Consider the following 14689-nt stretch of genomic DNA (forward strand, 5'->3'; position numbering starts at 1 on the left):
GATGGCGGTCGTGACGCAGGATGGGACGGCCCCGGTTGCCCGTCATTCACATATCGCAAGGCAGACGGCCGTCTTCGCCGCGCTCTTGGCGCTCTTCACCGTCGCCTTCGTGGTCAGCCTCTGCGTCGGCCGCTTCTCGGTGCCGGCGGGCCGGGCGCTGGAGCTCATCTGGCTCGGCATCATCAATCCGGCGCGGGAGCTTGCTAGCATCGACGAGCGCATCGTGCTGCTCGTCCGGGCGCCGCGCGTCGTTCTGGCGGCGCTTGCCGGTGCCGGGCTTGCCGTGGCCGGCGCCGCGCTTCAGGGCGTCTTCCGCAATCCGCTCGTCTCGCCGGATATTCTCGGCATTTCCCAAGGAGCGGCCTTCGGCGGAGCACTGGCGATCATGCTCGGCATCTGGGGTTTTCCGCTGATCGCCATGGTCTTTGTTTTCGGCATGGCGGCGCTCATCCTCGTCGGCATGCTCTCACGCATCAATGGCCGGACGGAGACGGTCACCGTCATTCTTTCCGGCCTCGTCATCAGTTCGATGTTTTCGGCAGTCGTGTCGCTTCTGCAATTCGTCGCCGATCCCAACACCTCGCTGCCAGCCATCGTCTATTGGCTGATGGGGTCATTCGCAACCGCCACCTGGGAGCGGACCCTGATCGCGGCACCCGGCCTCATCCTCGGAGCCGTCCTTCTATGGATGCTCCGTTTCCGCCTCAATATCCTGTCGCTGGATGAGGCCGAAGCGCAGAGCCTCGGCGCCAATACGACCCGCGAGCGCTGGCTGGTCTTCGGGCTGATCGCGATCATCGTCGGCAGCCAGGTGGCGGTCTCCGGCATCATCGGCTGGATCGGCATCGTCATCCCGCATGCGGCCCGCCTGCTGGTCGGCCACGATCATCGCGCGCTGCTGCCGGCCTCGGTCGTCCTCGGCGCCGGGTTCATGGTGATCATCGATACGCTCGCCCGCACCGCGACCGCCGCCGAAATCCCGCTTGGCGTGATCACCGCGCTGGTCGGCGCGCCGATCTTCGCGGTCCTGCTGCGCAACCACTACCGTGAAAGGACCGGATCATGATCGGCCTTGAGGACGCCATCGTCCGTTTCGGCGCACGGACGATCATCGACGGCTTGAGCTTCTCCGTACCGGTCGGCAGGACGCTCGCCATCCTCGGCCCCAACGGCCGCGGCAAGACGACGACGCTGAAAGCCATGCTGGGTTTCCAACTGCTGGATGCCGGCCAGCGGATCGCGCCGGAGATTGTCGGTTACGTGCCGCAGACCGGCACCAGCAACCAGCGCTACCGGGCGATCGATATCGCCGTCATGGGCCGTGCCGCCCATCTCGGCCTGTTCGGCCAGCCAGGCCCGAACGACTTTGCCATCGCTCATTCGGCGCTGGAGAAAGCCGGGGCTGTCCGATTCGCCGATCATTTCTTCGACCGGCTGTCCGGAGGCGAAAGGCAGCTCGTACTGCTTGCCCGTGCATTGGCGACCGGCTCGGAAGCACTGGTTCTCGACGAGCCCGCCGCCGCCCTCGACCTTCATAACCAGGAACGGCTGCTGACGCTGCTCAACGCACTGCGCGCACCGCGCGACAAGGCGATCGTCTTCACCACCCACGATCCGAATCATGCTCTGACCGCCGCCGACGATGCGCTGCTGATGATGCCCAACGGCCAGCCGCCGCTGTTCGGCCCCGTTGCCGAGACGATCACACCGGACCATCTGGAGCGCCTTTACGGCGTGCCGATGCGGGTCGTCGAGATTGACGGCCCCTCCGGAGAAACCCACCGGGCAGTTCTGCCCGCCTTTGCAGGAATCCGCGCCGCATGACCATCCTGATGATCCAGTCTCACTACCAGGAGCCGTTTGCCATGACGGCACCGCTCTTTGCGGATGCCGTCGCCTCGGGAGTCATGAAAGTGGTGCGCGAAATGGAACTCACCGAGGAACATTTCGACACAGCCCGCGGCCTGATCACCACCACGCATCTCGACCAGATCGGCTTCCAGCGTTTCTCATCGGCGGTCGCGGGTTTCCTCGATCGCGGCGGCCGGTGGATCCATCACGGTCATATCCTGCGGCCGATCCTGCCGGGGCTCGGGACTTACATACCCATGCCCCAACCGAAACGGCCTGATTTCGACCAGACCCGGCTCCACGATCACCCGATCTTCGCCGGGATCGACCAGAAGAAGCTCGAAACGAATCGCGGCGTCGCCGGCTTCTATGGCCGAGGACACAATCCGCCGCCGGAAGGTGCAGTCGTCATCAATGCGCTCGGGTCGGCTAAAATCCCGGTCGATTGGGTGTGGGCGCGGCCCGAGGGGGGCGAACTCCTCTCCCATGCGGGAAACGACTTCTGGGGTTGCGGCGACGATCCCGAAATCAAGAAACTGCTTGCCCATCGCTCCGTCGCGTGGCTTTCCGGAGAATTGAACTGATGAGCATCCTCGCGATCCATCCTGGCGCCTACTATCATATCGAGACGCTCGAAGCACCGCGTTATGCTCATTACTTCGACAGGCTCGTGCGGCCAGAAGACCTGTCCGGCGAGGATCTTGCCGAACACGCCGTTGTCTTCATTCCCTGCCGCACGCCTGCAGACCGGCTGGCGCCGCATGCCGACCAGTTCCGCGCCTATCTGGACCAGGGTGGCACGATCGTCGCCACCGGCGAGACGGCCCTGGAAGTCTTCCTGCACGGCATCACCTTCACGCCCCAGCCGACGAACTGGTGGTGGTGGCTGACACCCGGCGCCGACCTCGGCGTCCGCATCGCCTCGCCAGATCATTCTCTCTTCGGCCGCCTCGGAGAGAGGGACCTCACCTGGCACCTCCACGGCTGGTTCGACCCGCCTGATGGCTCGCAGGTGCTCGCCATCAATGGCGAAGGAAAGCCGATCTTCTATGTGGACGAGGTAACGACGCCCGGCCGCATGATCATCACCAGCCTCGATCCGTGCTTCCATCACGGATCGCATTTCATGCCGGCAACGACTCGCTTCCTGGACGGTTTCCTGCCCTGGATGCGCGAAGAGCTGGACGGAGCACCACGAAAATGACCGATAGAATCGATGTTCTCGAGAACGGCAAGCCGCTCTCCTACACCTATGCCGACATCATGCACTTCCACGGCTTCGGCTTTCCGGGTGGCGTGGCGCATGCCTTCAAGGTGATGCAGCGCGGCTTTCCCCTCGTCAGCCCAGACGGCCTGCCGGAACGGCGCGAGATCGTCACTCGCACCGCCTTTCGCGGTCCCGGCGGACGCGACGCCTTTGAAATGGTGACGCGCGGCCTGACTGAGGGACGCTATGCGGTCGATCACGCGCTGGAGAAGCCGGAACGCGGCGATGTCCTGCAGCGCTATGTCTTCGAGCTCACCTATCGCGGCAAGACGGTCACCCTGCAGCTCAAGGACGGCCATGTGCGGGAAGAATTCATCCGCCTCGGCCAGAAACCGGACCGCAGCCCGCAGGAGGAAGAGCGCCTGACCTACCTGAAGCAGGAAATGGCCGACCGGCTGCTCGCAGCTCCGGCCGACGCCCTTTACGAAGAGGCCTGATCGATCAGGCCTTGAACAAGTTCCTGAACTGGGATGGCTGGCAGCGGAGATATTGCGGCGCGGGCTTGACCTGAGCGCCGAGTTCCGCTGCCGCATGCCAGGGCCAGCGCGGATCGTAGAGCACGGCACGCGCCAGCGCGACGATGTCGGCATCGCCTGTCGCAACGATCGCCTCTGCCTGCACGGGCTCGGTGATCAGACCGACGGCGACGACCGGCATTTTGACCGCGGCCTTAACGGCACGAGCCAATGGAACCTGGTAGCTGGGGCCAAGCGGGATCTTCTGGTCGGGATGCAGACCGCCGCTCGATACGTGGATCGCATCGCAACCCCTCTCATCCAGCATCTGGGCAAAAGCGACGGTCTGGTCGATGTCGAGACCGCCCTCGACCCAGTCGGTTGCGGAAACACGCACCGTCACCGCCTTGTCGGATGGGAATGCCTGACGCACCGCATCAAAGACTTCAAGCGGGAAACGGGCGCGATTTTCGAGGGAACCGCCGTATTCGTCGGTCCGCTGATTGGACAGCGGCGACAGGAACTGGTGGAGCAGGTAGCCATGCGCGGCATGGATCTGGATCGCATCAAGACCGATCCGGGTCGCGCGCACGGCGGAAGCCGCAAAGGCGTCGCGCACACGCTTCAGCCCTTGTTTGTCGAGAGCGACCGGCGGAACGTATTTCGGGTTGAACGGGATCTCCGAAGCCGACTCGGTCTGCCAGCCATTCGGATGATCCGGAGCGATCTGGCCGCCGCCGGACCAGGGGCGATCGGTCGAAGCCTTGCGGCCGGCATGGGCAAGCTGGACCGAAATCGGCATGTCCGACCATTTGCGGATGCCTTCGAGTACCCGGGCCATCGCGGCCTCGGTCGCATCGTCGTAAAGCCCGACATCCGCATAGGTAATACGGCCTTCCGGCACGACGCCGGTCGCCTCGATCGTCAACAGCGCTGCACCCGACAATGCAAGCTGACCGAGATGGATCAGATGCCAGTCGGTCATGCAGCCGTCTTCTGCCGAATACTGGCACATGGGCGCGATAACGATGCGATTTTCGAGTTCGAGGTTGCGGACGCGGAAGGGCGTGAAGAGAACGGGCTGGGCCATGGCTGATTCCTTTGTGCGATCGATGGCACTCGAGGTGGGAGGAGGTTTGCGCCGGAGATCGGTTCCAGCTTTTTTTGGCAAATCATGCCTGCCGCTTCAAGTCACACTGAAGGGAGGCGTGCCCGGCCGCCGCCCTTACACCGTTTCTTGAAAGACAGCAGGTGCCGCAACGCTGTCGAATCGCCTTTCGGCATGCAAGCGGACCGCGTGCCGGACGATCCGACTGCACGTCGACGGCCATGCCGTTGATGCAAATCAAAGCGTCTCTGTTTGCCATATGTCAGCAGATCATGGTCAGCAATCCATCAACCAGCACCGCGCTCCCGCGTTGCGAGGCCAAAGACCATGAATCACGTCTCAGAAACCATCTGGTTGGCGATAGGCACGTTCCTTGCCCTGCTTGGAGCAGCCTATGCCTATGATAGTCTGTTTGCCGCCCACATGTGGGTCCTGTTCTTCGTGCTGCTCGTCAGCACGATCCTCATGCTCCGCCGGATTTCGTTTGCTTCGGCAGGACAGGCACCGGCTGCAGCGATAAAATCCGAATATTTCGACGAAGTCATCAAATACGGCACCATTGCTACAGTCTTCTGGGGCGTTGTCGGCTTTCTGGTCGGCGTCGTCATCGCTCTGCAGCTTGCCTTTCCGGATCTCAATATCGAACCCTGGTTCAATTTCGGCCGCATGCGCCCGCTGCATACCTCGGCGGTCATCTTCGCCTTCGGCGGCAATGCGCTGATCGCAACCTCTTTTTATGTGGTGCAACGCACGTCGCGCGCCCGGCTCTTCGGCGGTGACCTAGCCTGGTTCGTCTTCTGGGGCTATCAGCTCTTCATCGTCATGGCGGCGACCGGCTATCTGCTCGGGATCACCCAGAGCCGCGAATATGCGGAGCCTGAATGGTATGTCGACCTTTGGCTGACGATCGTCTGGGTCGCTTATCTGGTGGTTTTCCTTGGCACGATTCTCATGCGCAAGGAGCCGCATATCTATGTAGCAAACTGGTTCTATCTCGCCTTCATCGTCACCATCGCCATGCTGCACGTGGTGAACAACCTGGCTATTCCGGTTTCCTTCCTCGGCGTCAAAAGCTATTCGGCCTTTTCGGGTGTCCAGGATGCACTGACACAGTGGTGGTACGGCCATAACGCCGTCGGCTTCTTCCTGACCGCCGGCTTCCTCGGCATGATGTACTATTTCGTGCCGAAACAGGCTGGACGCCCTGTCTATTCCTACCGTCTGTCGATCATCCACTTCTGGGCTCTGATCTTCATGTATATCTGGGCCGGTCCGCACCACCTGCACTACACCGCGCTTCCCGACTGGGCACAGACGCTCGGCATGGTGTTCTCGATCATGCTGTGGATGCCCTCCTGGGGCGGCATGATCAACGGCCTGATGACACTCTCGGGCGCCTGGGACAAGATCCGCACCGACCCGATCATCCGCATGATGGTCATCGCCATTGCCTTCTACGGCATGTCGACCTTCGAAGGCCCGATGATGTCGGTCAAGGCCGTCAACTCGCTCAGCCACTACACGGACTGGACGATCGGACACGTGCATTCCGGCGCGCTTGGCTGGGTCGGCATGATCACCTTCGGTGCAGTCTATTACCTTACACCGAAGCTCTGGAACCGTAACCGGCTTTACAGCCTCGACCTCGTCAACTGGCATTTCTGGCTCGCCACGCTCGGCATCGTCGTCTACGCCGCCGTCATGTGGGTCGCCGGTGTGCAGCAGGGTCTGATGTGGCGCGAATACGACGATCAGGGCTTCCTGGTCTATTCGTTCGCCGAAACGGTGGCGGCCATGTTCCCCTACTACGTGCTGCGTGCCGTAGGAGGTGTCATGTATCTCGCCGGCGGGCTCATCATGGCCTTCAACATCACCATGACCATCCTCGGTTACGAGCGGCGCGAACGGGAAACCGGTGCGGCACCCGCCCTCCAGCCGGCGGAATAAGGAGGACCCATGTCCATTATCGATAAACACAAGTTCATCGAGCGCAATGCGACATTGCTGCTCGTTGGCTCGCTGCTCGTCGTATCAGTCGGCGGCATCGTGGAAATCGCTCCGCTCTTCTACCTGGAGAACACCATCGAAAAGGTGGAAGGCATGCGGCCCTACTCGCCACTGGAGCTAGCCGGTCGCGACATCTATATCCGCGAGGGCTGCTACGTCTGTCACAGCCAGATGATCCGCCCCTTCCGGGACGAGGTCGAACGTTATGGCCATTACAGCCTGGCAGCGGAATCGATGTACGATCACCCGTTCCAGTGGGGCTCGAAGCGCACCGGTCCGGACCTTGCCCGCGTCGGCGACCGCTACTCCAACGAATGGCACGTGCAGCACCTGACCGAACCGCGCGACGTGGTCCCGGAATCGGTGATGCCGAGCTATGCCTTCCTCAAGCAGATCCCACTGAAGGTGACCGACGTCTCCATGGAACTCAAGGCCAATCGCACGGTCGGCGTTCCCTATACGGATGAGATGATCGAGAACGCGAAGGCGGATCTGTCGGCGCAGGCCGACCCGAATGCCGACACTTCGGCACTGCTTGCCCGCTATCCGAAGGCCAAAGTTGGGGACTTCGACGGCGACCCCGCCAACCTGACGGAGATGGATGCGCTCGTCGCCTATCTGCAGATGCTCGGTACCTTGGTCGACTTCTCGACCTACGATGACGCTGCCGGCTACCGATAGGAGACAAGAGATGGAACTCTACACGGCCATGCGTCACTTCGCCGATAGCTGGGGTCTGCTGGCCATGACCCTCTTCTTCATCGGCGTTCTCGTCTTCACCTTGCGCCCTGGTGCAAAAGCCTCTGCGAACGAGGCTGCCCAGATCCCTCTGAAGGAGGATTGAAACATGGCGGACAAACATATCGATGACCTGAGCGGCGTCGAGACCACCGGCCACGAATGGGACGGTATTCGCGAACTCAACAATCCGCTACCGCGCTGGTGGCTCTGGACCTTTTACGGAACGATCCTCTGGGCTCTCGTCTATACCGTGCTTTATCCGGCGTGGCCGATGCTGACGGATGCGACCAAGGGCGTACTCGGCTATTCAAGCCGTGCCGAGTTGGCCGCAGACGTCGGAGCGGCGAAGGCCGCACAGGGCGTCGTTCTGGAAAAAATCTCAAGTTCGTCGCTTGAAGATATCCTCGCCGATCCGCAGCTCTCGCAGTTTGCGACGGCGGGCGGTGCGGCGGCCTTCCGCGTCAACTGCACACCTTGCCACGGCACCGGTGCCGCCGGCGGCCAGGGCTATCCCAACCTCAACGACGACGAGTGGTTGTGGGGCGGCGATGTCAATGCCATCTACCAGACAATCTCCCATGGCATCCGCGACACTGTCGATCCCGAGACCCGGATCTCCGAAATGCCGGTTTTCGCCGACATGCTGCAACCCGAGGAAATCCGCCAGGTCGCCGCTTATATCATCAGCCTGACCAGCGCGCCGCAAGATCCTTCGCTCATCGATGCGGGCAAGCAGGTCTTCGCCGACAACTGCGTCTCGTGCCACGGTGAAAACGCGGAGGGCAACCGCGAACTGGGCGCCCCCAATCTTGCCGACGCCATTTGGCTGAAAGCAAGCACCGAGGCGGAAATCGCCGCCCAGGTACGCTCCCCGAAGCACGGCGTGATGCCGGCCTGGACCGGTCGCCTCGGAGATACGGCAGTCAAGCAGCTCGCCGTCTATATCCACTCGCTGGGTGGCGGGGAATAAATTCCGCCCCTCGCCATGGGTGATTCAGATTGTCAGAAGGTCGCGCCGAAACCACCGGCGCGGCCTTCTTCTATTTCAGTCAATCCCTGGTCCAGATCGAAGAGTCGATCTTGCCCTTGAGTTCCGGATAATCCGCCGCATGGAAAACCGGTACGGCGCCGGCTTTCCGTTGATCGAAATAGTCCTGGGTGAGCTTCACCACGGTTCCGGAGAGCAAGAGGATGGCGATAAGGTTGATCGTTGCCATCAGGCCCATCGAAGCGTCTGCCGCATCGAAGACCGTCGTGACACTTTCATAGGCACCCCAAATGACCATTGCCAAGACCGCCAACCGCATGATCGCAAGCCCCATCCTGTTGCCGGCCCCGAGGAAAGTCAGCGCGTTCTCGGCATAGGAATAGTTGCCGATGATCGAGGTGAAAGCGAAGAAGAAGATGGCGATGGCGATGAAATAGGTCCCAAAGGCTCCGATATGCGCGTTCATCGCGGCCTGGGTGAGTTGCGTGCCGGTGACGCCGCTACCGGGAACGAGCGTGCCGGAAAGCAGGATCATCACCGAAGTCGCCGTGCAGATGAGGATCGTGTCGATGAACACGCCGAGCGCCTGCACGAAACCCTGCGAGGAGGGGTGGTGTGGATCGGGGGTGGCGACAGCCGCAATATTGGGGGCTGACCCCATGCCGGCCTCGTTGGAGAACAGGCCCCGTTTAACCCCGTTCATCATCGCGGCCATGATGCCGCCGGTAACACCGCCTGCTGCCTCCTGCCAACCGAAAGCGCTGCCAATGATCATGCCGACAACGCCCGGAACGAGGTTCGCGTGGGTGATCAGCACATAGATTGCCATCAGCAGGTAAGCAATTGCCATGAATGGAACGATGACTTCGGCGACGCGGGCGATCTGCTTGATGCCGCCGAAGATCACGACACCCGCAAGAATGGCCAAACCGATGCCGACGCCGATCTTCGGCAGGCCGAATGCGCCCAGCATGGCATCTGCAATGGAATTGGCCTGGACGGCATTAAAGACCAGGCCGAAGGACAGGATCAAGCAGATGGAGAAAATCACCCCGGCCCAGGGAGCCCCTAGTCCCCGCGCGATATAGAAGGCCGGCCCGCCGCGATACATGCCCTCTTCGTTCTTGATCTTATAGAGCTGGGCAAGGGCGCTTTCGGAATAGGCTGTCGCCATCCCTACAAGGGCGACCATCCACATCCAGAAGGTGGCGCCAGGTCCCCCAAGGTAAAGGGCCACGGCAACCCCGGCGAGATTTCCGGTGCCGACCCGCGAGGCGAGGCTGACGGTCAAAGCCTGGAACGGGCTGATCCCAGCCTTGTCTTCGCTCTGGCTCCTTCCCAGAACCCGGAACATCTCCCCGAAATGCAGAATCTGGATGAGCTTCAGCCGGATGGTGAAATAGAGGCCAACGGCGAGAAGCCCATAGATAAGGACATAACCCCAGAAGATCGTGTTGAGAAATCCAATTACAGCAGTCATTTCTTCCCCTCTCACTGCATCTCCAGTTCTCTGGAACAAAAATGAGAGTAGGGCGGCCGCCTGAAATGGGAAGCACCTCGCTGCAGTTCAATCGACAGCTATGTGTCGGAGCGTCATTCCGGCAATGACGGCAAGGCGAAGCTGTTTTGTCGCATCCGGTGCCTGCGGCGAGGCGGCGCATCGTTGACATAAGTCAAGGAGACTGGTGGCCGTCAGTGCGAGAAGGCAAGGGACAAAGGATCCTTCTCATGAATCTCTACACCGCGCCTTCTTCCGAACCCGCCGGCCAGATGGTTGAACGCATCGACGTCAAGTCGGCGCATCCGCCCAAGAAAGCCGGCGAACCACTTTATGAGAAACGCAAGAAGATTTTCCCCAAGCGAGCCGAGGGACAGTTCCGCCGCTTCAAATGGCTGGTGATGCTCGTCACGCTTGGCATCTATTATCTGACACCCTGGATCCGGTGGGATCGTGGCCCGTTCGCGCCCGACCAAGCGGTCCTAGTTGACCTTGCCACTCGCCGGTTCTATTTCTTCTTCATCGAAATCTGGCCACAGGAATTCTTCTTCGTCGCAGGCCTCCTGGTCATGGCGGGTTTCGGCCTGTTCCTCGTGACATCCGCCGTCGGGCGAGCCTGGTGCGGCTACACCTGTCCCCAGACGGTCTGGGTCGATCTCTTTCTCGCCGTCGAACGCTTCTTCGAGGGAGACCGGAACGCACGCATAAAGCTCGATGCGGCGCCATGGACCTTCGACAAGATCGGGAAGCGCATCGCGAAGCATTTCACCTGGATCGTCATTGCCGTCGCGACTGGCGGCGCCTGGATTTTCTATTTCGCCGACGCGCCTTCCCTCGCCTTCGATTTCATCACGGGCAATGCGGCCCCTGTCGCCTATTCCACCGTCGCCATCCTGACGGCAACGACCTACGTCCTCGGCGGGTTGATGCGCGAGCAGGTCTGCATCTACATGTGTCCCTGGCCACGCATCCAGGCCGCCATGCTCGATGAGAACTCGCTCGTCGTGACCTACAACGACTGGCGCGGCGAACCGCGCACCCGCGGGGCCAAGAAAGCCGCAGCCGCGGGCCTCCCGGTCGGTGATTGCGTTGATTGCAACGCCTGTGTCGCCGTCTGTCCCATGGGCATCGACATCCGCGACGGCCAGCAGCTTGCCTGTATCACCTGTGCGCTCTGTATCGATGCTTGTGACGGCGTGATGGACAAGATCGGCAAGCCGCGGGGCCTGATCGCCTATGCGACCCTCAATGAATATGACGCGAACATGGCTCTCGCTACGAATGGCGGCGCAACGACCATCGACCCGGCTCGCGTGCGCAACCCGGACGGATCCTTTGTCGACAAGGTCCGTCATTTCGACTGGAAGATCATCCTCCGCCCGCGGACCCTTCTTTATTTCGGCGTATGGACTGCGGTCGGCCTTGGTCTCATCTACGCGCTCCTTTCACGCGATCGACTGGAGATCAATGTCCTTCATGACCGCAATCCGCAGTTCGTGCTGGAATCCGATGGTTCGATCCGTAACGGCTATACGGTCAGACTGCTCAACATGATTCCCGAGCCGCGCACGATCCTGATCTCGATGGATGGGCTGCCGGAGGCAACCATGAAGATCACGGGGGTCTCCGACGTGCCCGGCCGCCTCTTTGCCGTGCAGGCCGAACCGGACAAGGCATTGGCCCTCAAGGTCTTCGTGACGCTTCCAAAGGATGCGATCTCCGACGAGGCCAAGGATTTTCACTTCATAGCCGAAGATCGGTCCAGCCACGAAAAGGACGATCACGGAGCAGTCTTCAACGCTCCTGAAGGCAGACACTCGGGAGGAAGGAAATGAGCACAACGCGCGTGAACACGAACCATCAAAAATCCTTCATTTTCACCGGGTGGCATATGGCGGGCGTCATGGTGCTCTTCTTCGGCACCATCATCTCGGTGAATTTCTACATGGCGTATAATGCCATCACGAGTTGGAGCGGATTGGTAGCTCAAAACACCTATGTCGCCAGCCAACAGTTCAACGGCAAGGCTGCCGAGGCGCGCGCGCTCTCAGCGACCGGTGTTACCGGTAAACTGAATGTCGCCGGCTCCGACCTTCGTTATGAGGTTTTCCATCCGAAGGACGGACCGGTCGCGGCAGATAGCCTGATACTGCAGTTCAAGCGACCGGTCGGGGAGCACCAGGACTTCGAGCTCGATCTTGCGCCTGGGACCAAGGGAGTTTTCACCGCCACGCATGAACTTCTTCCCGGCCAGTGGATCGTCGATGCCAGCGCCTTCAGGGACGGCAAGCGCATCCTGCATCAGGCCGAGCGCATTGCTGTTCTCCGGGGGCAATAATGAGTTGCTGCGCACCAGGCACCGAAGGTTCACTCGGGCGTTCTCTGCCCTCCTCGGACGAGCTTGTGCTGTCGAGCCGGGCTGTGGGGGCCGGGCTGCGTCAGACCGATCTCAGCGTGCCGCAGGTCCATTGCGGCACCTGCATAACGACAATCGAAAGGGCGCTGAAGGCGCTTCCGGCAGTCGAGCGCGCCCGCGTCAATCTTTCCACGAAGCGCGTATCCGTTGTCTGGAGAGAGAAGGTCGGAGCCGAGCTCACGGACCCGGTCACGCTTGTCAGGGCCATCATCGATGCGACAGGCTATGACGCCCACCTCTTCTCGAATGTTGAGGATACGGGCGGCAGGCTGCAGCGCGAATTCATTCGTGCCGTTGCCGTCTCTGGTTTTGCCGCGGCCAATATCATGCTGCTCTCCGTCTCCGTCTGGTCCGGTGCCGATGCCGCCACCCGCGATCTCTTTCACTGGATCTCGGCCATGATCGCAGCACCCGCACTGATCTATGGCGGCCGCTTCTTCTATCAGTCGGCCTGGCAGGCGCTCCGGCGAGGCCGCACCAACATGGATGTGCCGATCGCGCTCGCCATCACGCTTTCCTACGCGGTATCCCTCTGGGAAACGATGCATCATGGAGAACACGCCTGGTTCGACGCTACGGTATCGCTGCTCTTCTTCCTGCTGATCGGCCGTACGCTGGACCACATCATGCGCGACCGGGCGCGCGCCGCGATCAGCGGACTTGCAAGGCTCTCGCCGCGCGGCGCCATGGTCATCAGCACGGACGGTTCACGGGAATATCGGGCAATCGAGGAGATCGCACCGGGCGACCGCATTGCGATTGCCGTGGGTGAACGCGTTCCAGTCGACGGGATCGTGGAAAGCGGCGCAAGCGACATGGATGTTTCGATCGTCAATGGCGAAAGTGCCCCCCGGCCTATCAAGGCGGGCGATACGGTCCAGGCCGGGACACTCAGCCTCACCGGCATGCTCGTGCTGAAGGCGACAGCGGCAGCCAGGGATTCTTTCCTCTCCGAGATCATCGCGCTGATGGAAGCAGCCGAAGGCGGCCGAGCCCGCTATCGCCGCATTGCCGATCGTGCCGCGCAATACTATTCGCCCGCGGTTCATCTTCTGGCGCTTGCAGCTTTCCTTTTCTGGGGCTTCATCGGCGGGGACTGGAAACAGGCGATACTGATCGCCATCGCGGTACTCATCATCACCTGCCCCTGCGCGCTCGGCCTCGCCGTACCTGTGGTGCAGGTCGTGGCGGCCGGGCGGCTGTTCAAGAACGGTATCATGGTCAAGGACGGTTCCGCCATGGAGCGGTTGGCCGAGATCGATTCCGTACTCTTCGACAAGACCGGCACACTTACCCTCGGCAGGCCGAAACTGGTCGATGCAGGCAAGGCAGCACCACACCATCTGGCACTGGCCGCCAGCCTTGCGGCGCATTCGCGCCACCCTCTCTCCAGGGCACTCTATGATATCGCCTCCGGCCCCATGCCGGTTTTTGACGAGGTTGTCGAGCTGCCGGGCAAAGGGTTGGAAGCCCGCACGGTCAATGGAATCTACCGATTGGGTAATCGCCGTTTCGCCTGCGAGACAGCAAGTTTCGACCCTTCGGCGGATTCGACACTCGAAGTCGTGCTGTCGCATAATGGAGAAGAACTCGCCTGCTTCCGTTTCGAAGACGAGCTACGACCCGATGCCCGGGCCGTCGTCGACGATCTTTCGGCTCAAGGCCTGGCGAGTGGTATTCTCTCGGGTGATCGTACGAGCGCCGTCCGCAGCCTGGCATCGCGCCTCGGCGTGGATCATTGGCGGGGGGAGCTTACTCCGAAGGACAAGGCGGAATTCTGCCGTTCGCTGACGGAAAAGGGACACAAGGTGCTCATGGTCGGCGACGGCATCAACGACGCGCCGGCCCTGGCGGCGGCGCATGTCTCCATCGCACCGGCAACGGCCGCAGATATCGGACGGCAGACGGCCGACTTCGTCTTCATGCACGAGAGTCTTGATGCGGTGCCGCTGGCGATCGACATCTCGCGGCGCGCAGGCCGGCTGATCCGCCAGAACTTTGCGCTTGCCATCGGTTACAACATGATTGCTGTGCCGATCGCGCTTGCCGGATATGCGACGCCGCTCATCGCTGCAATCGCCATGTCGACTTCGTCCATCATCGTCGTCGCCAATGCACTGCGACTTAACCGGCTTGGCAACGCGCAAAAGACGGCGTCTGCCGGAGCTGAAATCAATCCGGCACATCCCGGGGAGGCTCGGCTCGCATGAACATGCTGATCTATCTCATTCCCATTGCGCTCTTTCTCGGAGGTCTGGGGCTTCTCGCTTTCCTCTGGTCGCTGAAGAGCGGTCAATACGAGGATCTCGATGGAGCAGCCTGGCGGATTCTTGAAGAGGACCCCCCTGAATGAGCCTG

15 protein-coding genes are annotated in these 14689 nt (G+C 61.4%); 13 read left to right on the forward strand and 2 right to left on the reverse strand.

From position 1 onward, the window contains the following. The first annotated feature begins 1 nt into the window (after position 1). The 5 genes from J2046_RS07445 to J2046_RS07465 are packed head-to-tail and all read left to right on the forward strand — an operon-like array spanning position 2 to position 3555. Positions 2–1066: a FecCD family ABC transporter permease gene (locus J2046_RS07445; RefSeq protein ID WP_210050615.1), complete on the forward strand. Its 1065-nt coding sequence runs from the start codon at positions 2–4 to the stop codon at positions 1064–1066. After that, on the forward strand, positions 1063–1824 hold the full coding sequence (locus J2046_RS07450; protein WP_210050617.1) for an ABC transporter ATP-binding protein: 762 nt from the start codon (positions 1063–1065) through the stop codon (positions 1822–1824). Before J2046_RS07445 ends, J2046_RS07450 begins: the two co-directional genes overlap by 4 nt. After that, the gene (locus tag J2046_RS07455; protein ID WP_210050619.1) at positions 1821–2435 is read left to right on the forward strand and encodes a hypothetical protein; all 615 of its coding nucleotides are present in this window, start codon (positions 1821–1823) and stop codon (positions 2433–2435) included. The genes J2046_RS07450 and J2046_RS07455 overlap by 4 nt, the downstream gene beginning before the upstream one ends. Beyond that, positions 2435–3055, forward strand: coding sequence for a hypothetical protein (locus tag J2046_RS07460; protein ID WP_210050620.1), 621 nt, complete (start codon positions 2435–2437; stop codon positions 3053–3055). The genes J2046_RS07455 and J2046_RS07460 overlap by 1 nt, the downstream gene beginning before the upstream one ends. Beyond that, the gene (locus J2046_RS07465; RefSeq protein ID WP_210050621.1) at positions 3052–3555 is read left to right on the forward strand and encodes a hypothetical protein; all 504 of its coding nucleotides are present in this window, start codon (positions 3052–3054) and stop codon (positions 3553–3555) included. The genes J2046_RS07460 and J2046_RS07465 overlap by 4 nt, the downstream gene beginning before the upstream one ends. A 4-nt stretch (positions 3556–3559) precedes the next feature. Here the strand turns inward: J2046_RS07465 and J2046_RS07470 are convergent, their stop codons facing one another. Continuing rightward, positions 3560–4663 (reverse strand): NADH:flavin oxidoreductase/NADH oxidase, encoded by a 1104-nt coding sequence (locus J2046_RS07470; protein WP_210050622.1) that lies wholly within the window; start codon positions 4661–4663, stop codon positions 3560–3562. A gap of 345 nt (positions 4664–5008) precedes the next feature. Between J2046_RS07470 and ccoN the strand changes: the two genes are divergently transcribed. Genes ccoN through ccoP form a run of 4 tightly spaced genes read left to right on the forward strand, consistent with a single transcriptional unit; the run spans position 5009 to position 8399 of the window. Further along, the gene (ccoN, locus tag J2046_RS07475; protein ID WP_210050623.1) at positions 5009–6628 is read left to right on the forward strand and encodes a cytochrome-c oxidase, cbb3-type subunit I; all 1620 of its coding nucleotides are present in this window, start codon (positions 5009–5011) and stop codon (positions 6626–6628) included. Positions 6629–6637: 9 nt separating this feature from the next. Further along, positions 6638–7369, forward strand: coding sequence for a cytochrome-c oxidase, cbb3-type subunit II (gene ccoO / locus J2046_RS07480; RefSeq protein ID WP_210050624.1), 732 nt, complete (start codon positions 6638–6640; stop codon positions 7367–7369). Positions 7370–7379: 10 nt separating this feature from the next. After that, positions 7380–7532 carry a cbb3-type cytochrome c oxidase subunit 3 gene (locus tag J2046_RS07485; protein ID WP_210050626.1) on the forward strand — a complete coding sequence of 51 codons (153 nt, stop codon included), beginning with the start codon at positions 7380–7382 and terminating at the stop codon, positions 7530–7532. Positions 7533–7535: 3 nt separating this feature from the next. Beyond that, entirely contained in the window at positions 7536–8399 is an 864-nt protein-coding gene (ccoP, locus tag J2046_RS07490; protein ID WP_210050628.1) for a cytochrome-c oxidase, cbb3-type subunit III, read from the forward strand. Positions 8400–8478: 79 nt separating this feature from the next. On the opposite strand, the gene J2046_RS07495 is transcribed toward ccoP, so the two are convergent. Then, positions 8479–9897, reverse strand: a complete 1419-nt coding sequence (locus tag J2046_RS07495; RefSeq protein ID WP_210050630.1) for an alanine/glycine:cation symporter family protein — start codon at positions 9895–9897, stop codon at positions 8479–8481. Between the two features lie 248 nt (positions 9898–10145). Between J2046_RS07495 and ccoG the strand changes: the two genes are divergently transcribed. From ccoG to ccoS, 4 genes are read left to right on the forward strand one after another with little or no spacing between them, the layout of a single operon-like run. Continuing rightward, positions 10146–11750 carry a cytochrome c oxidase accessory protein CcoG gene (gene ccoG / locus J2046_RS07500; protein WP_210050632.1) on the forward strand — a complete coding sequence of 535 codons (1605 nt, stop codon included), beginning with the start codon at positions 10146–10148 and terminating at the stop codon, positions 11748–11750. Continuing rightward, positions 11747–12253 (forward strand): FixH family protein, encoded by a 507-nt coding sequence (locus J2046_RS07505; RefSeq protein WP_210050633.1) that lies wholly within the window; start codon positions 11747–11749, stop codon positions 12251–12253. Before ccoG ends, J2046_RS07505 begins: the two co-directional genes overlap by 4 nt. Continuing rightward, entirely contained in the window at positions 12253–14541 is a 2289-nt protein-coding gene (locus tag J2046_RS07510) for a cation-translocating P-type ATPase (protein WP_210050635.1), read from the forward strand. Before J2046_RS07505 ends, J2046_RS07510 begins: the two co-directional genes overlap by 1 nt. Then, positions 14538–14684 (forward strand): cbb3-type cytochrome oxidase assembly protein CcoS, encoded by a 147-nt coding sequence (gene ccoS / locus J2046_RS07515; protein ID WP_210050636.1) that lies wholly within the window; start codon positions 14538–14540, stop codon positions 14682–14684. The genes J2046_RS07510 and ccoS overlap by 4 nt, the downstream gene beginning before the upstream one ends. Positions 14685–14689: the final 5 nt, after the last annotated feature.

The organism is Neorhizobium petrolearium, assembly GCF_017873175.1.
In the GTDB taxonomy this organism is placed as follows: Bacteria; Pseudomonadota; Alphaproteobacteria; order Rhizobiales; family Rhizobiaceae; genus Neorhizobium; species Neorhizobium petrolearium.